This window comes from Campylobacter sp. BCW_4338 (assembly GCF_001763255.1).
In the GTDB taxonomy this organism is placed as follows: domain Bacteria; phylum Campylobacterota; class Campylobacteria; order Campylobacterales; family Campylobacteraceae; genus Campylobacter_D; species Campylobacter_D jejuni.
The window spans coordinates 124087-148257 of sequence record NZ_MJYJ01000041.1 but is presented as its reverse complement, the minus strand read 5'-3'; the positions used below and the strand labels follow the sequence as shown (position 1 = coordinate 148257).

The following is a 24171-nucleotide window of genomic DNA, read 5'->3' as shown; positions in this document are numbered from 1 at the left end:
CTAGCTGAGAGAACTCAAAAGTCTTTATCTGAAATAGAAGCTAATACTAATTTACTTGTTCAATCTATCAATGATATGGCAGAAAGTATTAAAGAACAAACTGCAGGTATTACTCAAATCAATGATAGCGTAGCACAAATTGATCAAACTACTAAAGATAATGTTGAAATTGCTAATGAATCAGCTATTATTTCTAGTACAGTAAGTGATATAGCTAATAATATCTTAGAAGATGTTAAGAAGAAGAGGTTTTAATCTTAGATGACTAGCTAAAAAGCTAGTTATCTCTATAAAATAATATATGTTTAATTCTTTAAGATTTAATGAAATGTGGTATAGAGAAATTCTAATTGTCAATATTAAGATTTTCTAAATCAAATACATTTTAGAGTGTGATAAAATTCAGGGTTATCAAAACTTGGAGGAAAAGGAACACTGGCTCTAAATTCTTTATAAGTATTACCTGGAAGTTTGTCTATAATTTCTATAGTGTAAGAAACACTTGTATTTTGCATTTTGGCATTGCGAATATTTTTATCATTGAAAATTTCTCCCCCTACTTTTTTTTGATTTAATATGCTAAGTATCAAATAGCATTTTCTGATTTCAAATTTAGTAAGATTTTGAACCTTTCCGCTCACGATAACACTTTCATGTCTTAGATCTCTTGTATAGGTTAGTTTGCTAAGATCGGCTTGAGTGGTGAATTGATTGATTGTTAGAAAAATAGAATATATCAAAAGTGCGGTAAAAATAGTAGCTATGGTATAAGAAATCAAAGCCATTTCTTTCTGTTTGACTTTTAGAAAGATTAAAATACAAATCAAGGCAAAGCAAATAAGTAAAATGATAAAAGCTATAATATGAAAAATCGTAAAATGCATTAAAAACACTCCGAAACTAAGCGTATGGTATAGTTATTTTCATAGTTAAAATTTTCAAAAGCAATTCTTTGAACTTGGGTTGCGTTTTTCTTTAGATCTTTAATTTCTCTACTTTTTTGTCTAAAAGGGATAAATTTCTTTTTATATTCTTCTATGATATTATCATTAGGTATTTTATCCGCAAAAATTTTAGCTGTAATTTTACATTCTTTAAAATTATTTTTTGAATTATTTGTAATGTTAAAATCAACAATTAAATCATTTGAGCTTTGTATTATTTTTTGATCCGTAATAGCGGTTTTTCGAGTTCTTACTTCATTGTCTATTAGTTTATACCCATAGATATAAACTAAAAAACAAATAATAATATCAAATGCAATAATAAAAAGTGCTGCTATAGGTCTATGGCGTAAAAATACACAAAGAAGTAAAACACAAGTGAAGAGAAAAAAAACTAATAAAATCAGCATATAATCCACTAAATATAAATGAGTAGTGTAAAAAAGCACGATTTCTCTTAGTTTTTCCACTTGCGTATCCTTTTAGTTCATGTTGGCAGAACTTTGCTTTTTAGCATCTTTGGTATCAACCCAAATGTTTGGTACTGCTCCACCTGGAGTTAAGAAAATTTTAGCATCTTGATTGACTTTTAAAGCTTCATTAAATTCTTTTTGAGTTTCAATTTGCTTTAAATTTAGTAAAGGAGTGTTTAAGCTGTTTGCGATTTCTTTATTAGAATAAGCTTGTGCATCTGCTTCTATTTTAACAGCCATAGCTTTACCTTTAGCACTGATTATGGTTGCGTTTGCTTCCCCTTCAGCTAAGGCGGCTTTTTTTAAGGCTTCTTGATTAGCTCTTTCTACTTCATACTTAGTTCTTTCAGCTTCTTGTTTTGCAATTTGCACGCGTTCGATTTGTTCTTTTACTTTTGAAGGTAAAATAATTTCTCTAAGTTGTACAGCACGAAGTTCTACAGGTTCATTTGGTTGAGCTTCTATAGTTTTTCTTATGCCTTCTTCTATTTGAGCGGCTATTGTATTACGATTAGTAGGAAGTTCCTCGGCTGTATATTTTCCTACAACACTTCGCACTACATCACGAACAACTGGATCGATAATTTTATTTTCCCAATTTAAGCTCCAAGTAGCTATGGTTTGAGGAACTTGCAAAGGATTTAAACGGTATTGCACTGTAACATCAATAGATACAGGCAATCCACGAGAGTCAAGTACAGAAATACTATTTTTATTAATAACACCTGAACCTGAAGATAAATTTTCATTACTTCCCTCTATAGAAGCATAGTTGATTTGTCTTACTCTAGTATCGATTATGGTTATTTTTTGTACAAAAGGTAAGAAAAAGTGAAGTCCTGGTTCTAATGGATTTGGGTCATATTTACCTGTTGTTGATTTAATACCCATTTCTCCAGAATTTATTACCATAAAAGGTTTTGCAACAATTAAAAATAAGATAATAATAATCACCCCATAAATAAGCGGAGAAAATTTTCCAAAACCTTTAAAATTAAATTCTGGTGCTTTGAAATTGAAATTTTGACGGTTGTTTCCGTTATTATTAGAATTTCCATTTTTTTTATTGAAATAATCATTCAAATCAGCTGGCATTTATTTCCTTTTTTAAATATAAGTTAGCATAGATGCGTATTTTTGATTGCGTCCATAAACTACATCAAAATAAGCATCTTGAAGTTTTTTAGTTACAGATCCTCTTAAACCATTTCCTATTATTCTTGCATCAATATTGTTAATAGGTGTGATTTCAGCGGCTGTTCCGGTAAAAAATGCTTCATCAGCAGTATAAACTTCATCTCTTGAAATTCTTTGGCGAAGCACAGTGACACCAAGATCATGAGCGATTTTAAGCACTGTATCTTGAGTAATGCTTTTTAAAGAAAAATCATTTGGAGGTGTGATTAAAACCCCATCTTTTACAATAAAGAAACATTCTCCTGTTCCTTCTGCGATAAAACCTTCTTCATCAAGCATTAAAGCTTCTTCATAACCTGCTTCAATAGCTTCAAATTTTGCAATTTGAGAGTTAAGGTAATTCGCGCTTGCTTTAGCTTTTCCCATGCATGATTTAACACTATTTCTTGCAAAAGACGAAATTTTTACTTTTATGCCTTTTTCTAAGCCTTCTTCTCCAAGGTAAGCGCCCCATTCCCAAGCTGCAATCCCAACTCTTACAGGAGCTTTTATATGATAAAGTCCCATAACTCCATCGCCTAAGAAAATCAAAGGACGGATATAGACATTGCTTTTAAAATTGTTTGCTTTTAATAGTTCAATTTGTGCATTTTCAAGCTCTTTTTGAGAAAAAGGACAATTTAAAAGAGTAATTTTTGCAGACTCTAAAAGTCTTTTGGTGTGATCTTCAAGTCTGAAAATTGCTAAGCCTTTATCTGTTTTATAGGCTCTAGTTCCTTCAAAAACAGCATTGCCATAATGTAAAGAATGGGTTAAAAAGTGTAAAGTTGCATCTTTAAAATCAACTAATTTTCCATCCATCCAAATTTTATCTGCTGAGATCATTTTTTACCTTTTATAGTTGTTTATTTCTTAAAAAATATTATTTTAAGAATAAATCGGGATTTTATCAAAAATATACTAACAATAAGCTTTTATTAAATTAAGGTTTTTTGTTAAAAAAAATATTAGGTATTTTTTGAAATAATTATGAAAAATTATCGTTAAAAAGGAGAAATTATGCCATTGGTAAATATTAAATTAGCAAAGCCGTCTTTAAGCAAGGAACAAAAAGCGGAGCTTATAGCTGATATTACCAAACTTTTAAGCACGAAATATAATAAAAGTAAAGAAAGAGTTGTGGTGGTTTTAGAAGATGTAGAAAGTTATGACATAGGCTTTGGCGGAGAAAGTGTAGAAGCTATCAAAGCAAAGGCAAACAAATGAGTTTAAATATAGGAGATAAAGCACCTCAGTTTGAGCTTTTAAATCAAGATGGGGTAAAAATAGCATTAAAAGATTTTATTGGTAAAAAGGTGATTTTGTATTTTTATCCAAAAGATAATACTCCAGGTTGCACTACAGAAGCTTGTGATTTTAGTTTAAATTATGATAAATTTGGTGATAAAAATGCAGTGATTATCGGTATCAGTCCTGATAGCGTGGCAAGTCATGAAAAATTTATCTCTAAATTTGATTTAAAGCATATTTTACTTAGTGATAGCGAAAAAGAAGTTGCTAAAGCTTATGGAGCTTGGGGGCTTAAGAAAAATTACGGAAAAGAATACGAAGGCATTATAAGATCGACTTTTGTTATCGATGAATCGGGAAAAATCGCCCAAATTTATAGTAATATCCGCGTAAAAGATCATGCACTAAAAGTACTTGAAAGTCTTTAATGCTAGTGCATATTTGTTGTAGTGTGGATAGTCATTATTTTATTGAAGAACTTAGAAAGACTTATCCTGATGAAAAAATCATAGGGTATTTTTATGATCCAAATATCCATCCTTTAAGCGAATATGAACTAAGATTTTTAGATGTAAAAAGATCTTGTGATAAACTTGGTATTAAGTTATATAAGGGCGAGTATGAGTATGAAAAATGGCTTAATGCTGTGCGTGGTTATGAAGATGAGCCTGAAAAAGGTGCAAGGTGTGAAATTTGTTTTGATGTAAGAATGGGATCTAGTGTTAAATTTGCTGCTAAAATAGGAGAAAAAAAGCTTACTACTACGCTTTTAACCAGCCCTAAAAAAGATTTAGAACAGTTAAAAAATGCTTTACAAAAAGAATGTGAGCCTTATGGAGTAGAGTTTTTAGCCCCTGATTTTCGTAAAAATGGTGGCACTCAAAGGCAGTTTGCTTTAGCAAAAAAAGAAATGCTTTATCATCAAAACTATTGCGGTTGTATTTATGGGCTTAAAAAACAAAAACAAGATAAGAATTTCATTGATGAGTTAATGTCTCCTGTAAATAAGCAAATTTTACCTGCAAGTATAGAAGCAAGAATAGCTCTTTATAAAAAAGTAGTTTTATGGGAAAAAAAGGGTATAAAATTTGAAATTTTAAGAGAGAAATTTTTAAATTATCGTCTTTTAAGTGCTTTAATAAAATTAGATAAAAAGCCTGTTAAATCTCATATTTTATTTTATTCGCATTTTAAAAACGCTTATACAAGATTTTCTTTGGATGAGGAAAATTTAAAACAAAAATTAAAAGAAGGCTTTTATAGAAGCACTAAAGATGAAATGGTTTTTGTTGAATTTTGGCGTTTTAATGCATTTTTTAAAAACAAATGGAAAAATTTTGAAGATTTTTTAAAAAGACCTTTGAGTGTGCAAGCAGAAACTAAATGGCGTAATAAATTGTTTGGAACTTATAATCTTAGCCCTATTATCATCCTTGAAAATATTTTACCTTCAAGATATGAAGTGATAGCAAAAAGTGAAATTTATCATGATAATCAAGAGGTGATTGTAGAAATTTAAGAAATTTATTAAGAAAAACTTTTTTTGTTAATGTAATTTTTAATGATTTTTTTATATAATAAAATTTTTAATTGTTTTCAAGGTTAATTTAATAATGATAGATGTAATGCAAATTCAAGAAATCTTACCACACCGTTATCCTTTTTTACTAGTAGATAAAATTACAGAATTAAAAGTTAAAGAAGTGGTTCGAGGATATAAAAACATCAGTATAAGTGACCATGTTTTTATGGGACATTTTCCAGGGCATCCTATTTATCCTGGAGTTTTGATTTTAGAAGGTATGGCTCAAACAGGCGGAGTTTTAGCTTTTGAAAGTATGGAAGATAAAGTGGATCCAAAAAGTAAAGTAGTTTATTTCACAGGCATAGATGGAGCAAAATTTAGAAATCCTGTGCGTCCTGGAGATAGGCTTGATTATGAAATGAGCGTGGTTAAAAATCGTGGTAATATGTGGATTTTTAAAGGGCAAGCTTTTGTAGATGGAAATTTAGTTGCAGAGGCTGAGCTTAAAGCTATGATAGTGGATAAATAATGAAAAAAATTCATCCAAGTGCGGTGATTGAAGAGGGTGCACAACTTGGTGACGATGTTGTAATAGAAGCTTATGCTTATGTAGGTAAAGATACTAAAATAGGTAATGATGTTGTCATCAAACAAGGTGCTCGAATTCTTTCAGATACAACTATAGGTGATCATTCTCGTGTATTTTCTTATGCTATAGTAGGCGATATTCCTCAGGACATATCTTATAAAGAAGAGCAAAAAAGCGGTGTTGTTATAGGAAAAAATGCAACTATTAGAGAATTTGCAACGATAAATTCAGGTACAGCTAAAGGAGATGGTTTTACTCGTATAGGCGATAATGCTTTTATTATGGCTTACTGTCATATTGCTCATGATTGTTTTTTGGGTAATAATATTATTTTAGCTAATAATGCAACTTTAGCAGGACATGTAGAGCTTGGAGATTTTACGGTTGTAGGCGGGCTTACACCTATTCATCAATTTGTCAAAGTAGGTGAGGGTTGTATGATAGCAGGAGCTAGTGCACTCTCTCAGGATATAGTACCGTTTTGTTTAGCAGAAGGAAATCGTGCAAGTATTAGAAGTTTAAATTTAGTAGGTATTCGTCGTCGTTTTGATAAAGATGAAGTAGATAGACTTAGCAGAGCTTTTAAAACTTTATTTAGACAAGGAGATTTAAAAGAAAATGCTAAAAATTTGCTTGAAAATCAAGAAAGTGAAAATGTTAAAAAAATGTGCCATTTTATATTAGAAACAAAGCGCGGAATTCCTGTCTATAGGGGTAAAAATAATGCCTAGAAAATGTAGTTTTTGCAATGAAGTGGAGAATCCACAAAGAAGAATTTTAGCAAATGAAAATGATGATGCTTTTATTTGTGAATATTGCGTTGAAGGTGCTTATAGTATTATTTATGGAGAAGAAAAAGAATTTAAAGAACCTAAACAAAGCCATAATACAGAATTTAAAGATATCACTCCAAAAGAATTAAAAGCTTATCTAGATCGTTATGTCATAGGACAAGATAGAGCTAAAAAAGTTTTTAGTGTTGGAGTATACAATCATTATAAAAGACTTTTTAAAGCCGAACTTCAAGATGACGATACAGAGCTTTTTAAGTCAAATATTTTACTTGTTGGGCCAACAGGAAGTGGAAAAACTTTATTGGCGCAAACTTTAGCTAAATTTTTAGATGTACCTATAGCAATTTGTGATGCAACTTCTTTAACTGAAGCAGGATATGTAGGTGAGGATGTGGAAAATATTTTAACACGTCTTTTGCAAGCTGCAGATGGAGATGTGCAAAGAGCTCAAAAAGGTATAGTTTTTATTGATGAGATTGATAAAATTGCTAGAATGAGTGAAAATCGTTCTATTACTCGTGATGTAAGTGGAGAGGGTGTGCAACAAGCTTTACTTAAGATTATCGAAGGAAGTTTGGTAAATATTCCACCAAAAGGGGGAAGAAAACATCCAAATCAAGAGTTTATACAAATTGACACTTCAAATATTTTATTTGTTTGTGGTGGAGCTTTTGATGGTTTGGAAACTATCTTAAAAAGAAAACTTGGCGATAAAGTTGTGGGCTTTTTTGATGATGCAAAAGAAGAAAATAAAGCTTTGCTTGAGAAAATCGAACCTGATGATTTGGTGCATTTTGGTTTGATTCCTGAGCTTATAGGTCGTTTGCATGTGATTGCATCTTTAAATGAGCTTAATGAAGAGGATATGGTAAGAATTTTAACTGAGCCTAAAAATGCCATTATTAAACAATATCAAAAGCTTTTTGCTATTGATGGGGTAAATTTAAAATTTGAAGAAGATGCTCTAAGAGCTATCGCGCAACTTGCATTGGAGAGAAAAACAGGGGCTAGGGGACTTAGAAGTATTATAGAAGAAATGATGGTAGATTTAATGTTTGAGTTACCAGAGTATAAAAATTATGATATTGTAATAACTAAAGAAGTTGTTAAAGACAATGCAAAAGCATTATTAATAAAAAGAAAAATAAGTTAAAAGGATAGAAATGATATTAGATCAACTTATAGGATTTTTTTCTAGTGATATGGGGATTGATTTAGGAACAGCTAATACGCTAGTTTTGATAAAAGATAAGGGTATAGTGATAAATGAGCCTTCTGTTGTGGCAGTTGAAAGAGAAAGGTATGGTTCCAAAGCAAAAATTTTAGCCGTAGGTAAAGAAGCTAAAGATATGGTGGGAAAAACTCCAGGCAATATCGAAGCTATTCGTCCTATGAAAGATGGCGTGATTGCAGATTTTGATATGACTGAAAAAATGATCCGCTATTTTATAGAAAAAACACACCGTAGAAAAAGTTTTTTACGCCCTAGAATTATCATTTCTGTTCCTTATGGTTTAACTCAAGTAGAAAGAAAAGCGGTAAGAGAAAGTGCTTTAAGCGCAGGTGCAAGAGAGGTATTTTTGATTGAAGAGCCTATGGCAGCAGCTATTGGTGCAAGTTTACCTATACAAGAGCCTAAAGGAAATTTGGTAGTAGATATAGGGGGCGGAACTACTGAAATTGGAGTGATTTCTTTGGGTGGACTTGTGATTTCAAAGTCTATTCGTACGGCTGGAGATAAGCTTGATATGAGTATAGTTAATTATGTAAAAGAAAAATACAATCTTATCATAGGTGAAAGAACGGGGGAAGAGATCAAAATCACTATAGGTTCAGCAATACAACTTCCAAAAGAACTTTCTATGGTGGTAAAAGGACGCGATCAAGTAAGTGGACTTTTAAGTCGTATTGAACTTACAAGTGAAGATGTAAGAGAAGCAATGCGTGAGTATTTAAAAGAAATTGCTGATGCTTTAAAAATGGTTCTTGAAATGATGCCGCCTGATTTAGCAAGTGATATAGTAGAAAATGGTGTAGTTTTAACAGGTGGCGGAGCATTGATTCGTGGTCTTGATAAATATTTAAGTGAAATTGTACGTTTGCCAGTTTATATCGCAGATGAACCGCTTTTAGCTGTAGCAAAAGGAACGGGTAAAGCTTTAGAGGAAATTTCATTATTGCAACAATTAACCAATGAAGAATAAGATTTTTTATGTTCTTGTCTTAGCCTTTTTGGTTTTTATATCTTTTTATTATGGAGGACTTATTAAGCAGAATGTTCTCCGTGTTAATGACTTTGTTATAGGTAATTTTTATAATATTAAAGATTATTTGGGAGAAAAAATTTCAGAACATTTTAATCAAGCAAATCAAATTCAGCAATTAAAAGCTAGAAATAAAGAATTAGAAGACATTGCCGTAAAGGTAACTAGTTTTGCAAATCAATTAAATCGTATTTTGGAGGATCAAAATTCTACAAAATATTTACCTCAAGTTTCTTTAACTAGAGTTATTTCTTATGTTCAATTGAATGATTATAAAAAATTATGGTTAGATTGGAGCAAAATTCCCGTTGGTAAAAATCGTGGTTTAATATATCAAGGATATACTGCAGGTATAGCTATTAATAAAGATGGCAGAACAATGGCTCTTTTACAAGGTGATGATCAGTGTGTTTTTTCTGTTTATATAGGAAAATCCAAAGCTCCAGGTTTAATTCAAGGTGAAAATGGCAAGGTTGTGGTTAAATTTATTCCAAAGTGGGCGAAAATTAATGTCGGAGATGAAATCTTAACAAGTGGACTTGATAATATTTTCTTTTCGGATGTCCCTGTTGGGATTGTGAATAGAGTTGATGATAAAGATATGTATCAAAGTGTAGAAGTAAAGCCTTATGTTAAGATCAGTATTCCTGCTTATTTATATGTAGTAGATAATTTATAAGTCAAGGGTTAGACTTTTTAAAAATTTTCTATATTTTTGCTAATTATTATAACTTTGTTTAATGCTAAAAATTTTGTTAAATTATCAAATAAATTTTTATAATCGAATGAGAATTTTATAAAAAATCTTAAATTTCTTTATGTATTATTTCCTAGATTAAAAGCAGGGTGTTTATTTTTTAAAATTATATCGATAATTTCAAAGTTTATAAAACTAATTTTTGTTATAATCAGCTCAAATTCATGCTCTTAGGAAAATTTATGCCAAAACGAACAGATATTAAAAGTATTTTACTTATAGGAAGTGGTCCTATTGTGATAGGACAAGCTTGTGAATTTGATTATTCTGGAACTCAAGCCGCAAAGACTTTAAAAGAATTAGGATATCGTGTAGTATTAATCAACTCAAATCCTGCAACTATCATGACAGATCCTGAATTTGCAGATGCAACTTATATAGAACCCATAACAAAAGAAAGTATTTTAAGTATTATTAAAAAAGAAAAAATTGATGCAATTTTGCCAACTATGGGCGGACAAGTAGCATTAAATGTTGCTATGGAAGTTTATGAAAGCGGACTTTTAGGAGATGTAAAATTTTTAGGCGCAAATCCTGAGGCGATTAAAAAAGGCGAAGATCGTCAGGTCTTTAAAGAATGTATGAAAAAAATCGGCATGGATTTGCCAAAATCGATGTATGCGTATAATTATGATGAAGCTTTAAAAGCCGTAGATGAAATCGGCTTTCCTTTGATGATCCGTGCTTCTTATACTTTAGGAGGTGCTGGAAGTGGTGTGGTTTATAATATGGACGAATTTAAAGAACTCGCTAATACTGCTTTAGCTTTATCGCCTATCCATGAAATTTTGATTGAAGAAAGTTTGTTGGGTTGGAAAGAATATGAAATGGAAGTTATACGCGATAGAGCGGATAATTGTATCATAGTTTGTAGTATAGAAAATATCGATCCTATGGGAGTTCATACAGGAGATAGTATTACAATAGCTCCAGCATTAACTTTGACGGATAAAGAATATCAAGTTATGCGTAATGCTTCTTTTGCTATTTTGCGTGAAATTGGCGTAGATACAGGCGGAAGTAATGTGCAGTTTGCTATCAACCCAAAAAATGGAAGAATGATAGTTATAGAAATGAATCCAAGAGTTTCAAGATCAAGTGCTTTAGCTTCTAAGGCAACGGGCTATCCTATAGCAAAGGTTGCGACACTTTTGGCAGTAGGCTTTAGTTTAGATGAGATTAAAAATGATATTACAGGAACTCCTGCATCTTTTGAGCCTGTGATTGATTATATTGTAACAAAAATTCCTCGCTTTACTTTTGAAAAATTTCCAGGGGCAAACACAACTTTAGGTACAGCTATGAAAAGTGTGGGTGAGGTGATGGCTATAGGACGCACTTTTAAAGAAAGTATACAAAAAGCACTTTGTTCGCTTGAGCGTTCTTTAAGTGGTTTTGATAGGGTAAAATTTGAAGATAGAAATGATCTTGTTTTTAAAATTCGCAATGCCAATGAAAAGCGTTTACTTTATGTTGCTCAAGCTTTTAGGGAAGGTTTTAGCGTAGAAGAACTTTATGAGCTTTGTAAAATAGATCCTTGGTTTTTAACACAGATTAAAGAAATTGTAGATTTTGAAGAGCAAATTGATATGGATATTTTAAACAATAAAGCTCTTTTGAGAAAAGCAAAAACTATGGGCTTTTCAGATAAAATGATAGCCTTGCTTGTAAATTTGAAAGATAATTTAGAATTAAGCCAAAATGATATTTATTATGCAAGAATGAAGCAAAAAATCATCGCAGAATTTAGTGAAGTGGATACTTGTGCGGGTGAATTTGAAGCTTTAACTCCTTATCTTTATTCAAGTATCAATGTAAGCGAACTCACTCAAAGTAAAAACGATACTAAGGATAAAAAAGAAAAAAAAGTGATGATTATAGGTGGGGGGCCAAACCGCATAGGACAAGGTATAGAATTTGACTATGCTTGCGTACATGCTTCTTTTGCGCTTAAAGATATGGGTATTAAAACCATTATGTATAATTGTAATCCTGAAACCGTTTCGACTGACTATGATACAAGTGATATTTTGTATTTCGAGCCTATTGATTTCGAACATTTAAGAGTGGTGATTGAACGTGAAAAACCTGATGGAGTGATTGTGCATTTTGGCGGACAAACTCCTTTGAAATTTGCCAAGCGTTTAAGCGCTTTTGGAGCTAAGATTATAGGTACTAGTGCAAGAGTAATTGATATGGCAGAAGATAGAAAGAAATTTGCCGAATTTATTACAAAATTAGGCATCAATCAGCCAAAAAATTCTACTGCGACAAGCGTAGAAGAAGCGGTGCTTAAGGCTAGTGATATAGGATATCCTGTGCTTGTAAGACCAAGTTATGTTTTAGGTGGGCGTGCGATGCGTGTGGTAAATGATGAGGCTGAACTTAGACTCTATATGCAAGAAGCTGTAGATGTGAGCGATAAAAGTCCTGTTTTGATCGATCAGTTTTTAGACAATGCTACAGAAATTGATGTTGATGCGATTTGTGATGGTAAAGATGTTTATGTGGCAGGAATTATGGAACACATAGAAGAAGCGGGAATTCATTCAGGTGATAGTGCTTGTTCTTTACCACCTTGCAGTATCGATGAAAAAATGCAAGAATTTATTGCACAAAAAACCGCAGATATTGCTTTAAATTTAGGAGTTGTAGGGCTTTTAAATATACAATTTGCTTTACATCATAATGAGTTTTATATGATAGAGGTAAATCCTAGAGCTAGTCGTACCGTGCCTTTTGTTAGTAAAGCTACGGGTATTCCTTTAGCAAAAGTGGCAACGCGTGTGATGTGGCAAGGAAATTTAAAAGAAGCTTTAAAATTTTATGATACTTTCAAAGTGGTTAATTTTGATACTAAAATTTTACGCGCTAAAACTCCAAAATATATGAGCGTGAAAGAAGCAGTATTTCCATTTGCAAAACTTAGTGGAAGTGATTTAGAATTAGGCCCTGAAATGCGTTCAACGGGTGAAGTTATGGGTATAAGCAAGGATTTTGCAAATTCTTACGCAAAAAGTCAAATCGCATCGTTTAATCATCTGCCAGAGCAAGGCGTGGTATTTATCTCCTTAAAAGATAAGGATAAAAAATATACCAAAAAAATCGCTGCAGAATATGTAAAGCTTGGCTTTAAGCTTATGGCAACAGGGGGAACTTGTAAGGAAATTTTAGAAAGTGGTTTTGAGTGCGAACTTGTACATAAAATTTCAGAAGGACGCCCCAATGTTGAAGATAAATTGAAAAATGGAGAAATTCACTTAGTTATCAATACAAGCGATAGCCACAGTTTTAAAGGTGATACGAAAAAAATTCGTGAAAATATTATTCGTTTTAAAATACCTTATTTTACAAATTTACGATCAGCTTTAGCAGGTGCAAAATCGATTAAAGCTATACAGAGTAAATCTTGCCTAGATGTAAAGAGTTTGCAAGAGTGGCTTAAATCTTGATTTATTTAGCTCAAACAGATACTACGGTAGGATTTTTAAGTAAAAATTTAGAAGAGATTAATGCTTTAAAAGGTAGAGGTAAAAATCAACCTTGCTTAATCACTTCTGCGAAATTTTGCGAGTTAAAAAGTTTAGCAAGAATTCCAAAATCTTTTAAAAATTTAGTACGTCGTTCTAAAAAAACAACTTTTATCTATCCAAATAATCAGGCCATTCGTATTGTGAAAGAGTGTAAACATGCGAATTTTTTAAGTAAAAATGGCTATTTTTATTCATCTTCGGCAAACAAGCATGGAAAAGAATTTGATGAAGAATGGGCTAGAAGTGTTGCTGATATAATACTTGATGAGAAATTTTTCGAAAATATCCCATCAAAAATATTAAAACTTTCAAAGAATAAAATGATAAAAATACGTTAATTAAAGAGCTTTTAAAATATCTTCGAAAGCAATACAAAATTGCTCTAGGCCATCACTTAATAAATCATTGCAAGCTTTTTCTCGTTCACTTTGAGAAATGATTTGATTAAGTTCTGTATAAATTTCAAAATTCATTAAAGGTTTTTTAAAATCCATTTTTCCTTTAAATACCTCTATTGCATCAAGAGGAGCAGTATTAACAGAATTCTCAAAAAGAAGTTCTTTGATATAATAGTCTTTTGGCAGATCATCTCCTTTAACTCCAGTGCTTGCAAACAAGGTGCGAATATTAGGTTCATTTTTTGAGTAGATATTGTTATAAGCTAAATTTGCATTTAAAATTCCAATACGATTTTGCTCTTTGGCTTTAGGATTTAAAAGTCTATCAAAACGACTTACAAAAATACTTATAACAGCTTGCGGTGTTCTAGTATTTTGTTCTTTTAAGGCTATATTGTTTTTTCTAAATTCGACTAAACCTGCATTTAAAGCTTCAAAACATTTTTGACTTTGTTCAAGAGAAAAAATTAAGGTAGCATTGACGCTAATACCATTTTTCATAAGTTCATACATTACTTCATAAGAAGCTTTTGTAGCTGGAATTTTAATCATTACATTTTCTTTGCTAATAGCACTATAAAGTCTTTTAGCTTCGCCTAAACTAAGAGTCGTGTTATCATGAAGTCTTGGATCTATTTCAATACTTATAAATCCATCGTTTTTTTGATAAAAAAGAGGAGTTAATTTATCAGCTGCTTTTTGAATATCAGAAATTGCTAATTCTTCATAAATATCTTTTGTTTTTTTTCCTTTTAATTTAAGAATTTTATCTTTATAAATTGGAGAATTTAAAATAGCATTTTTAAAAATAGCAGGATTTGAAGTGGCGCCATTAATTCCATGTGATAATAAATTTAAAAATTCATTATCTAAAAAACTATTTTCTATAAAATCACACCAAAGAGAAAAATTTTTCATTATATTACCTTTATTATTTCTTTTAAGTCTTTTATGTCTACGCAAATATCAGCTTGAGAACGTAAAATTTCTTTAGCACAAAATGCAATCTTTAATCCACTTTCGTTAAACATTGCCAAATCATTTGCCCCATCGCCAACACACATCACTTCATCTGTTTTCAAATTTAAAAAGCTTTTTAATCGTTGTAGCATTAAGCCTTTTGAATTTGAAAACATCATTTCCCCACCAACTAGCCCTGTTAAAATGTCATTTTTATGATGCAGATAATTTGCAAAACCGAGGTTAATTCCAAGTTTTTGCATAGCAGGATCTATGCCTTCATGAAAACCACCGCTAAAAATAACAATTTGTATATTTTTAGATTTTAAATATTGGATAAGTTCATGTGCTCCATGCATTAGTGGAAGTGTGCTACCTAATTCTAAAACTTTTTTATAAGATATACCTTTTAAAAGGCTTACTCGTTTTTGAAGACTTTCGAAAAAATCAAGCTCTCCAGCCATGGCATGGCGGGTAATTTCGCTTGTTTGATTACCCTTGCCATGCGCTGTAGCTAAAATATCGATGGTTTCACCATCCATTAAAGTAGCGTCAAAGTCAAAAACACAAAGTTTAATCATTAAAATTCGCGCTTAAGTAAAGCTTCTACTTTGAGTATAGTTAAGATATTTTCATCTCTTTTTCCTATACCATAAATCATACCTTTGTCTTTAACTAAAGTTTCAGGTGGTGGATCGATTCTGTTTCTGTGAATTTTAATTGCTTCAGTTAATCTATCTATAACAAAACCAGCATTTCCTCCAACTCCAGTTCCATTTGTCTCACCTCTTAAAACAATATATCTTGTTTGAGGTGTCATTTTAGAACTTCCTAAATGAAAGCGTTGAGCTAGATCAATGAGTGGCATAACATTACCACGCATATTAAAAACCCCTAGAACATAATCAGGTACACTAGGAACTCTAGTATATTCTATAGGTTTGATGATTTCTTGTATATTAAGAATTGGAATCGCATATTCCTCATCTCCAACTACAAAGCCGACAAGTTGGATGATATCATCTTCTCTTTGATCGACATCAGGACCAGCCATCTGAGTTTGCTGTTTTTGCAAAATTTGCTCTAATTTTTCATTACTCATATTCTTATCCTAGTTTCAAATTTTTTCTAACCACATTTTCCAAGTATTCTGGAGAATAAGGTTTAGTGATATATTCAGTCATACCCACTTCAACACCTCTTAAGCGGTCAGTTTTACTTGTTCTTGAAGTAACTGCAATGAGTGGTAAGTTACGATATTTAGAATACTTTCTAATTTCACCAGCTAAGGTGTATCCATCCATTCTTGGCATTTCGATATCTATAAGCATTGCATCAATATCATGTTCGCCAGATTTTATAATATTCAATGCTTCAACACCATTTGTTGCTTCAACTAAACTAACTCCTAGCGGTTCTAAAGCTTTTTGCATTAAAGTTCTATCCATTTTAGAATCATCTACAATTAAGACTTTATAATCACTTGGTTGTTCTTTAGGTTTTTTCGCACTTGATTCTAATTGCGCTTTAATATCAACTTTAATTTCTTTGGCCATATCCATCATAGCACCTACATCAATGATTAATGTCACTCTACCATCGCCACGGATTGTAGCTCCTGCTATACCTTGGATATTTTGTAAATAATCACCCATAGATTTAATAACTATCTCTTCTTGTCCTACAAGAGTATCTACTATAATACCAAGCTTGCTTTCTGCTACCCCTATAACAACGACATAAGTTTGATCGCCGCTTTCAAGGACTTGTTTAACTCCAAATACATCTGAAAGTCTCACAAGAGAAAGCACTTCATCTCTTAAGCGTAATACATTTTTACCTTCGATAGTATAGATATCATCAATTGGCACTCTAACTGTTTCAAGAACGCTTGCAAGTGGAATTGCATAGAATTCCTCTTGAGTTCCTACAAGTAAAGATTGAATGATTGCCAAGGTAAGAGGAATTTTAAGCTTAAACGAACTTCCTTTACCTAACTCACTATCAATTTCAATTACCCCATTTAGTTTTTCGATGTTGGTTTTAACAACATCCATTCCTACGCCACGACCTGAAACATTTGTTACTTTAGCCGCAGTTGAAAAACCAGGTTTGAAAATCAAAGCAAAAGCTTCTTTGTCTGTCATTTGATCTGCTTCTCTTTCGGTAATCAAATTTTTCTCTATAGCTTTTGCTTTTAAGCCATTTGGATCAAGTCCTTTACCATCATCTGTAATTTCTACAACGATGTGATTGCCTTCATTATAAGCTTTAAGTTGAACTATGCCTTTTTCAGGTTTTCCATTCGCTGCACGAGTTGCTGGATCCTCAACACCATGGTCACATGAATTTCTAATCATATGCATGATAGGATCGCCAATTTCCTCTACGATAGATTTATCAAGTTCAGTTTCTTCACCTGTAATTTCAAGTTCTATTTGCTTTCCTAATTCACGACTCAAATCACGAACAACTCTTGGAAATTTATTGAAAACTTTTGCTATAGGCTGCATTCTTGTTTTCATTACAGCAAGTTGAACATCGGTTGTAATGATGCTTAGCTGACTTACGACTTGATTAAGCTCTTCAAGGAATTTTTCTCCTTCATAACGCTCTTCAACATCATCATAAATTTTAAGCAAACGGTTTTTGCCTAAAACAAGCTCCCCAATTAGATTCATTAAGTGATCTAATCTTTTTACTTCCACGCGTATGGTTTGATCCATGCTGCTAGCATTGCTACCTGAAGCAGGAACCTTTTTCTCTCCACTTTCTGCAGGTTTATTTGCTGTATTGTTAGTCGGTTTAGGTGTTGCATTTGTTGTTTGTTTCTTTTGTGCACGACGAGCTTGATCTTCAGCTTTTCTAACTTTTAAAAGTCTTTCTATTTCAGCTTCAACTTCAGAATCACTTAATTGATTAACATCTACTTCAGGTTCAGGAGTAGTTGTTTCTTGTTTTGGTACTTCTGGTTCTGCTTGTGGAGTAGATTTTTCATTTAAATCTGTTGCCGCAACAGGAGACTCTCCCTCTGAAATAGCTGTTAATCTTGCGCAAATTGGTTCTATGTCCATACCAATAGCAGTATCGTTGCCATTATCGCGAATAGAATTAAGCAGAGTTTTCATTCTATCAATAGACTCTAAAACTACATCCATGATATCTGGAGTTATTTTTAACTCGCCATGTCTTGCTTTGTTTAAAACATCTTCCATGTGGTGAGTTAACTTTGTTAAAACATCAAAATTTAAGAAACTTGATGATCCTTTAACCGTATGCGCAACACGGAAAATTCTATTTAATAATTCTAAGTCTTCTGGATTTGATTCAAGCTCTACTAAATCATGGTCGATTTGCTCAACAAGCTCAAAAGCTTCAACCAAAAAGTCTTCAAGTATTTCTTGCATATCTTCCATATTTTACCCCTGTTCTTGAGATTGATGTTTTTTAATAACCTTTGCAATTTCATTGAAGAAATCGCTAGCGTTAAATTTGACAAGATAGCCTTCTCCACCAGCTTCTTGAACACCTTTCTCATTCATAAATTCATTTGATAAAGACGAGTTAAAGACTATAGGAATATCTTTAAATCTTGGATCTTCTTTAATGCGTGCAGCAAAGTGGAAACCATCCATTTGTGGCATTTCGACATCGCTTACTATAATTTTTAAAGTATCATTTAAACTTTCACCATAAACTTGGCTTAATTCTTCTAATTTGTTTATGCCCTCTACGCCGTCTTTAGCTTCAACAACTTGAAAGCCCATCTGTTGCATCATTTCTTTGACGCGTTTTCTAGCAGTCATGCTGTCATCAAGTATAAGTGCTGTTCCAGTAAATTTTTCTATTTTTCCAAAATCTATATCTGTTTTTGGAGCGTAAATTCCTAAATCTTCAACAACACTTTCAAGATCTAAAATTAGCAACACTTCATCATTTTCAATGCGTGTTACACCTGTGATTTTACCTTTATCTAAAGCACCTGATCCTGTAGAAAAAGTTGCTGGTTCTATATCCTTCCAGTTTATTCTACGAATTCTTTTTGCTTCGTGAACTATAAAACCAATAAGAATATTGCTAAATTCAGTGATAATAACTCTAGGTTTTAGCATAGCGCTTTCTGGCTCAGTGATTTGCATCCATTTGGCAAGATTGACTACAGGTATAACCACTCCACGAAGATCAAAGATACCTTCGATGTAATCAGGTACACCTGGAAGTTCTGTAAGGCTTGGGATTTTTATAATTTCCCTTACCTTAGAAACATTTACACCATAAATTCCTTCATAGACTTTATCGTGTCCTTGCTTAAAGATACGGAAATCGACAAGCTCCATTTCATTTGAACCCGTTTTCACGATATTTTCATCAAACATTTTGACCCCTCAATTTCTGTTCTCGAAATTTGATTTCTTGTTGATATTCTACTACAAAAAAACTTCTCTCATATGCAAAACTAGCTAAGTTAAGATATTTAATGTTTTCTTTGTTGATTTGATGATTTTGATGATAGTGTCCTTCACATACCCAAAATCCTAAATTTTCATATCTTTCATATCTTTTTTTTGCTAAATTTTCAAAATCTTTTATTTGATAAAAAAGGTTTTTTTTGTTTTGATTTTGAAGAATTTTATTTGAAATAAAATTACAAGTAATAATATTTAAAAAATTCAAAAATATAAGCAAATAATGATTTCTTAATATTTTAAGAGTAAATTGTAAAAGAGGTGGTAAAAAAATATCTCCGTGAGCTAATTTTATAAAAGCGTTATTTAAAACAAGATTATTACCTTTACTTGTATGCAAACTAAGCTTTATGGGTTGCTTTTGTAAGTTAAAAATTTTTACCCTTTTAAAAAAACAAGAAAGATTAAAATCATGATTGCCTTCTAAGTAGATAATTTCAATCTTTAAGGCCAATTCTTCTAAAAGTTCTATGTAAGGTTTAGCAAATTCATGTGTAGCAGAGATTTCACCTATAAGTAAATCAAAAATATCACCCATAAGTATGAGTTGAGGGGTGGAAATTTTACCTTTTTTTAAGGTTTGTAAAAATTCCCAAAATCCCTTTCTCTGTTCATTTTCATGAGCATCCGCGATTAAAATCGCTCCATTTTGTAGTAAAATTTTTTATCCTTAAAATTTCAAAGGCTCATAATTTATAGAAAGGATTTCAAATTCACTCTCACCTTTTGGCAAACGCACTTTAAAATCATCTCCTTCTTTTTTCCCAAGCATAGCTTTTGCTATTGGAGATGCGATGGAAATATAACCCTTATCTAAATCTCCTTCGCAAATTCCTACTAGAGTATATTTGCTTTCTTTTTCTGTATCCAAATCCATGATCACAACACTTGAGCCAAATTTCACACTATCATGTTCATAGCTTGAAGGATCGATCACTTGAGCTCTTGCTAGCAAGTCACTAAGCTCTGCTATACGACTTTCAATTAAAGCTTGTTTTTCTCTTGCAGCATGGTATTCCGCATTTTCTTTTAAATCCCCATGACTTCTTGCTGTATCGATTTCTATTACAACAGCGGGACGTTGATTATCTTTCAAATCTTTTAATTCTGCGGCTAATTTATCATAGCCAAATTGACTCATTGGTTCTTTTTGCATGATTTATCCTTTTATATTTCGCTTAGGATTTTTGCTAAATTTTTAGCACTTCCAAAATTTAAATACTCTTTTAAAAAATCAACTTTAGCAAAAAATGCCTTATAATCATATTTATTATAAGCTTCATATAAATTTAAAACATTGACTTCATCTTGTAAAAATTCGGGATTTAAAGCTTCTTTTCCAGCAAAATCACAAAAAATATTTGCAAGTCCTATATGTTTTAATTTTACAAAAAGTTTTGCGATAAAAATATCAATCGCTTTTGCTTTGTAAGTAAGGATAAAAGGAGTTCCCACTAAAGCTGCTTCTAAAGTAGCCGTTCCGCTACAAATAAAGGCAAAATCAGCTTTTTTAAGTACTTTTGGAGTATGGCTTTCTATTTTAAATTCGCTAATATCACTATAAATTTCTAATTTTTCAAGATTAAATGGGGGAACGCAAAGAATTTTTTCACCCTTAAATTTTTGCGAGAGTTCCTTAAAAATAGGCATTAAACGCTTAATTTCACTACGCCTTGAACCTGGTAAAAAGGCTATAGTTTTTTCATCATCTTTTTTTGAAAATGTAAGATTAATGTCTTCTTTATTTTTAAATTCTTTTATCTCATCTAAAAGAGGATGGCCTACATAAGTGCTTTTGTTAAAAAACTGATTATCAAAAGGCAAAATAGAAGCTAAAATATCAAAATGACTTTCTATGATAGGTATGCGACTTTTTTTCCATGCCCAAACTTGAGGTAAAATATAATAAATGCGCGGAATTTTACTGCCTGCTTTTTTTAAAGCTTTAGAAAAAGGTATGTTAAAAGCGGGCGAATCTATACATAAAATCCCATCTATTTTTTGAGTAAAACTTAAATTTACAAGCTCTTTTATAGCTTTTTTTGCTTTAAAAATCAAAGGTAAAACTTCTATAAAACCCATAGCACTAAATTCATGTGAGCTATAAAGTGGCTTAGAATTTAGATCAAATTCTTTGCATAAGCTCTCATCATAAATCCCATGAATTTCAAATTCGCCAAAATCTTTTTTATAAGCTTTTAAAACTTCTTTTAAATGCAAATTTGCTGAAGGCTCTAAAGCACAAACTAAAAAGGTTTTCAAAAAATTTCCTTATCAATATTTTAAACATTTTATCTTATTTTGGCTTAATTAAAAGAAGTTATGCAAGAATATACGCTAAAAGTGTATATGAAGGTTTATTTTCTCCAGTAGTATTTTCTGAAAATTTTCTTAATATTTATAAACATATATTGCATCGATTTATTAAATATTTTAATTACTCGCAAGCTTTTATTTTAGCTTGCTTGCAAGTAATTAATAAATAGGGGTTGCTTCTATAATAGCTGGGGTAAAAAACATTAATTCATTTAAATCTAAAAATAAAGCTGAATCTAAAGTACATGGTTGTATACCAAAACGTTTTTCTATTGGAACATTTGGGTTGTAAAATATTTTTATACATTCTCTTCCACCTTCAACTAAAGATCTTATTTGAACTGCTGAGCTAGTTGTTGGCATAATAGAAAATATAGTTTCTAACTTTCCATCTTTTAAATCTTGTTTGCATGATTTCCCTCCAAAAAAACCACTTTCTAGTATCGCCAAACAAATATCATCATCGTTTGGATTTACAAATTGCACATAACCAAAGCGTAACAATTCCCCTAATTCATCTTTTTGTTTTAATTCATCGCTAAGTATAATTTCTCTTAAGATCCAATTTTGGTCTTTTAAATCTTCTGAAGTCTCTCTAAAAGGGCTTAAACTAATTCCTGTCTGTAAGGATCTAATAGTAAACATTGGTGTAAAATCAGATAAATCGCCAGGTTCTTCGATAGATTTAGATAAGCTTAATAAAACCAATATTAAAATAACAATTTTTTTCATACAACACCTTATATTAAAAAAATTTTCTAAAATTCACAGGAAAATGATCTGAAGCTAAAAATGTTCTAAGTCCAGCAGCAGCTAGTATAGCTAGTATAGCTGGGGGAGTATATCTTCTGGTTGTATCAGAATTTCCTGTAACAGCGTAATCAAGAACACCACCACTTGCTTGAGTATAAGATGCAGGAGAAACAAAATGTACTCGGTTTCTTAATCCTTGATCTAATAAAGACATTAATGAATTTGGATCTCTATTAAAATCTCCCAAGATCATCCAATTAATCAGAGGCATATTTCTAAAATGCATATCAACAGCAGTAACTATAGCTCCTGCATCATTTCCACCTCTTGCTAAAGCATGTGCGTTAAAAAATACATCATTGCAAATACGGATTCCTATGATAGGTCTTGAAGCAACGGTTGGAGGAGGTAAAACAATTACTTCATCCGCTTGTCTTCTACTTACTATTGCCATATTAACTCTATTTGCTCCTACATCAATTCTTGAATAATATATAAATACTGAATTAGGACGCGATGAAGTTCCCAAATTCCATTCGTATTCATGAATAGGAATACCCACACCAACAGGTTGGACTTGTCTTTGAGTCATCGTTGCGGTAGACGGTAAAACTCCTGCTTCTTGGACGGCTAAAACATCCATAGGGTTGCTTCCTGTAACAAGTTGTCTAATGCTAATATTCCATTTACTTTCTGTTGATGCTGAAGAACCTTGCAAATTCCATGTTCCAACATTATAATCTTCTAAAGAAGCAAAACTCAAATTGATACTTAAAATAATCAATAATATTTTTTTCATATTCAACTCCAATTGAATTATCTATAAGGATTTCGAGCGGTATAGGTAGGAGGTGCTATGTACCACTGTCTATCTAAATTTTTTTCTCCTGATTTTACACATTCGGTGAGAAATATTTTATAATAGCTTAAATTAAATTCTTTCATAACATCATGTATCGGCGTTTGAATACATTGCTTGGTCGCTAAATTTTGAATTTGATATGCACCGTTGTCCATAGGAAGAAGGGTCCAAAATTGAGCGTAATTACTTTGATCGCAAGGGTAATGGACGATCCCTTCGCCATAAGCATTTAGACATGTGAGTGTTTTGACATTTTTAATCATAACTTTATTTTGAGGAAATTCTATAAGCTGCCATACATTTGCATCGCCAAAAGGTCTGCTTGAATATAATGTATAACCCCATATCCAATTTCCTGGTCTTAAAGCCCATACAGTTAAAGCTGCTCCTGATGGACCCATTATGGTTATGTAATCACTAAAATATCCTCTGTTTTCATATACAGGAACATTGTTAAATTCTCCGTTTGATTGCGTTCTAGGCGAAGGTCCTTTAATAAAATCATTACCTTTAAAAGTATTTGTTTTTATTACAGGTGGTTCTAAAGGAACATCTTTTGGTATCAAATCTGAACCATCAACTAAAGCAGGAGTTTCTTGTTTGGCTGGTATTGTAGGTGTTTTTCCTATTTTAAGCGGATCGCTATCATGTAAATCACCATAAGATCGTCCCAGAGGATTAAGCTCTTTAGAAGAGCATCCGATAAAAAATATCAATAATAAGCTTAATACTATCATAGAATGAAATTTTTGCATTTTTTCTCCTTGAGTGAATTAAGATATCGATAAGTATAATAATATAATTTTAAAAATGTATAAAAAATTATAATTTAAGATTAAATAATTGTCTTCTATAAAAGAATAAAATTTTAATTTTTTGGAAAAATTATAGTTATAAAAAAATATATTAATATCAAAATGAAAGTTAATTTTAATAATAAAAAAAGTTTTTTTATTATTAAAATTTAAACTATGGAATTTTAAGTTTTTAAGAATAAAAATATAAATGAGTATGGAATTTAAAATATTTGAACATTAGAAGAGTTACGATTAAAATCGTGATTTTAAAGTGTAGATTGGACTAAATAATAAAAATTAAGTTGATTTTAAG

The 24171-nt window shown here is 31.5% G+C and carries 26 protein-coding genes; 11 read left to right on the top strand and 15 right to left on the bottom strand.

Translation table 11 applies throughout. The features are described from left to right. The coding region (locus AJN69_RS04735; RefSeq protein ID WP_032600453.1) for a methyl-accepting chemotaxis protein at positions 1-255 on the top strand (255 nt) is incomplete at its 5' end. A gap of 119 nt (positions 256-374) precedes the next feature. Here the strand turns inward: AJN69_RS04735 and AJN69_RS04730 are convergent. Genes AJN69_RS04730 through ilvE form a run of 4 tightly spaced genes read right to left on the bottom strand, consistent with a single transcriptional unit; the run spans position 375 to position 3439 of the window. Next, entirely contained in the window at positions 375-884 is a 510-nt protein-coding gene (locus AJN69_RS04730) for a DUF2393 family protein (protein ID WP_002861050.1), read from the bottom strand. Next, positions 884-1414 (bottom strand): DUF2393 domain-containing protein, encoded by a 531-nt coding sequence (locus AJN69_RS04725; protein ID WP_002861051.1) that lies wholly within the window; start codon positions 1412-1414, stop codon positions 884-886. The genes AJN69_RS04730 and AJN69_RS04725 overlap by 1 nt, the downstream gene beginning before the upstream one ends. A gap of 12 nt (positions 1415-1426) precedes the next feature. Further along, positions 1427-2512 (bottom strand): prohibitin family protein, encoded by a 1086-nt coding sequence (locus AJN69_RS04720; RefSeq protein WP_044780358.1) that lies wholly within the window; start codon positions 2510-2512, stop codon positions 1427-1429. Positions 2513-2524: 12 nt separating this feature from the next. Beyond that, positions 2525-3439, bottom strand: coding sequence for a branched-chain-amino-acid transaminase (gene ilvE, locus AJN69_RS04715; RefSeq protein ID WP_044780359.1), 915 nt, complete (start codon positions 3437-3439; stop codon positions 2525-2527). A 174-nt stretch (positions 3440-3613) separates the two neighbouring features. Between ilvE and AJN69_RS04710 the strand changes: the two genes are divergently transcribed. From AJN69_RS04710 to AJN69_RS04665, 10 genes are all read left to right on the top strand, one after another. Next, entirely contained in the window at positions 3614-3820 is a 207-nt protein-coding gene (locus AJN69_RS04710) for a 4-oxalocrotonate tautomerase family protein (RefSeq protein WP_044779567.1), read from the top strand. Then, complete coding sequence (gene bcp / locus AJN69_RS04705) at positions 3817-4272, top strand: thioredoxin-dependent thiol peroxidase (RefSeq protein WP_044779566.1); 456 nt, start codon at positions 3817-3819, stop codon at positions 4270-4272. Before AJN69_RS04710 ends, bcp begins: the two co-directional genes overlap by 4 nt. Then, positions 4272-5363: an epoxyqueuosine reductase QueH gene (locus AJN69_RS04700; protein ID WP_044779565.1), complete on the top strand. Its 1092-nt coding sequence runs from the start codon at positions 4272-4274 to the stop codon at positions 5361-5363. The genes bcp and AJN69_RS04700 overlap by 1 nt, the downstream gene beginning before the upstream one ends. A 94-nt stretch (positions 5364-5457) precedes the next feature. Then, positions 5458-5898 carry a 3-hydroxyacyl-ACP dehydratase FabZ gene (gene fabZ, locus AJN69_RS04695; RefSeq protein WP_002851782.1) on the top strand — a complete coding sequence of 147 codons (441 nt, stop codon included), beginning with the start codon at positions 5458-5460 and terminating at the stop codon, positions 5896-5898. Next, on the top strand, positions 5898-6689 hold the full coding sequence (gene lpxA, locus AJN69_RS04690; protein WP_044779564.1) for an acyl-ACP--UDP-N-acetylglucosamine O-acyltransferase: 792 nt from the start codon (positions 5898-5900) through the stop codon (positions 6687-6689). Before fabZ ends, lpxA begins: the two co-directional genes overlap by 1 nt. Beyond that, positions 6682-7905 (top strand): ATP-dependent Clp protease ATP-binding subunit ClpX, encoded by a 1224-nt coding sequence (gene clpX / locus AJN69_RS04685; RefSeq protein ID WP_002860329.1) that lies wholly within the window; start codon positions 6682-6684, stop codon positions 7903-7905. Before lpxA ends, clpX begins: the two co-directional genes overlap by 8 nt. 10 nt (positions 7906-7915) lie before the next feature. Next, complete coding sequence (locus AJN69_RS04680) at positions 7916-8956, top strand: rod shape-determining protein (protein ID WP_002861059.1); 1041 nt, start codon at positions 7916-7918, stop codon at positions 8954-8956. Further along, on the top strand, positions 8946-9695 hold the full coding sequence (gene mreC, locus AJN69_RS04675; RefSeq protein ID WP_044780362.1) for a rod shape-determining protein MreC: 750 nt from the start codon (positions 8946-8948) through the stop codon (positions 9693-9695). The genes AJN69_RS04680 and mreC overlap by 11 nt, the downstream gene beginning before the upstream one ends. A 260-nt stretch (positions 9696-9955) precedes the next feature. Continuing rightward, positions 9956-13225, top strand: a complete 3270-nt coding sequence (carB, locus tag AJN69_RS04670; RefSeq protein ID WP_070287913.1) for a carbamoyl-phosphate synthase large subunit — start codon at positions 9956-9958, stop codon at positions 13223-13225. Beyond that, the gene (locus AJN69_RS04665) at positions 13222-13644 is read left to right on the top strand and encodes a hypothetical protein (protein ID WP_002861062.1); all 423 of its coding nucleotides are present in this window, start codon (positions 13222-13224) and stop codon (positions 13642-13644) included. Before carB ends, AJN69_RS04665 begins: the two co-directional genes overlap by 4 nt. Here the strand turns inward: AJN69_RS04665 and AJN69_RS04660 are convergent, their stop codons facing one another. The 11 genes from AJN69_RS04660 to AJN69_RS04610 all read right to left on the bottom strand — a co-directional run bounded on the left by AJN69_RS04660 (position 13645) and on the right by AJN69_RS04610 (position 23816). Then, positions 13645-14622 (bottom strand): transaldolase, encoded by a 978-nt coding sequence (locus AJN69_RS04660; RefSeq protein WP_070248619.1) that lies wholly within the window; start codon positions 14620-14622, stop codon positions 13645-13647. Continuing rightward, on the bottom strand, positions 14622-15245 hold the full coding sequence (serB, locus tag AJN69_RS04655; RefSeq protein WP_070243322.1) for a phosphoserine phosphatase SerB: 624 nt from the start codon (positions 15243-15245) through the stop codon (positions 14622-14624). The genes AJN69_RS04660 and serB overlap by 1 nt, the downstream gene beginning before the upstream one ends. After that, positions 15245-15766 (bottom strand): chemotaxis protein CheW, encoded by a 522-nt coding sequence (locus AJN69_RS04650; protein ID WP_002826355.1) that lies wholly within the window; start codon positions 15764-15766, stop codon positions 15245-15247. The genes serB and AJN69_RS04650 overlap by 1 nt, the downstream gene beginning before the upstream one ends. Positions 15767-15770: 4 nt before the next feature. After that, on the bottom strand, positions 15771-18080 hold the full coding sequence (locus AJN69_RS04645) for a chemotaxis protein CheW (RefSeq protein WP_070248617.1): 2310 nt from the start codon (positions 18078-18080) through the stop codon (positions 15771-15773). Positions 18081-18083: 3 nt separating this feature from the next. Next, a complete protein-coding gene (locus AJN69_RS04640) occupies positions 18084-19040 on the bottom strand; it encodes a chemotaxis protein (protein ID WP_002934096.1) in 957 nt (318 codons plus the stop codon). Further along, positions 19033-19791 (bottom strand): UDP-2,3-diacylglucosamine diphosphatase, encoded by a 759-nt coding sequence (locus AJN69_RS04635; RefSeq protein WP_350223072.1) that lies wholly within the window; start codon positions 19789-19791, stop codon positions 19033-19035. The genes AJN69_RS04640 and AJN69_RS04635 overlap by 8 nt, the downstream gene beginning before the upstream one ends. A gap of 9 nt (positions 19792-19800) precedes the next feature. Beyond that, positions 19801-20286, bottom strand: a complete 486-nt coding sequence (greA, locus tag AJN69_RS04630; RefSeq protein ID WP_002851733.1) for a transcription elongation factor GreA — start codon at positions 20284-20286, stop codon at positions 19801-19803. 11 nt (positions 20287-20297) lie between these two features. Continuing rightward, positions 20298-21392, bottom strand: a complete 1095-nt coding sequence (gene lpxB / locus AJN69_RS04625) for a lipid-A-disaccharide synthase (protein WP_070248615.1) — start codon at positions 21390-21392, stop codon at positions 20298-20300. Between the two features lie 213 nt (positions 21393-21605). Further along, on the bottom strand, positions 21606-22178 hold the full coding sequence (locus AJN69_RS04620) for a cytolethal distending toxin subunit A (protein ID WP_002861073.1): 573 nt from the start codon (positions 22176-22178) through the stop codon (positions 21606-21608). Between the two features lie 13 nt (positions 22179-22191). Beyond that, a complete protein-coding gene (locus tag AJN69_RS04615) occupies positions 22192-22998 on the bottom strand; it encodes a cytolethal distending toxin subunit B family protein (RefSeq protein WP_044780366.1) in 807 nt (268 codons plus the stop codon). Between the two features lie 17 nt (positions 22999-23015). Next, the gene (locus tag AJN69_RS04610; protein WP_070210117.1) at positions 23016-23816 is read right to left on the bottom strand and encodes a cytolethal distending toxin subunit A/C; all 801 of its coding nucleotides are present in this window, start codon (positions 23814-23816) and stop codon (positions 23016-23018) included. Positions 23817-24171 lie beyond the last annotated feature (355 nt).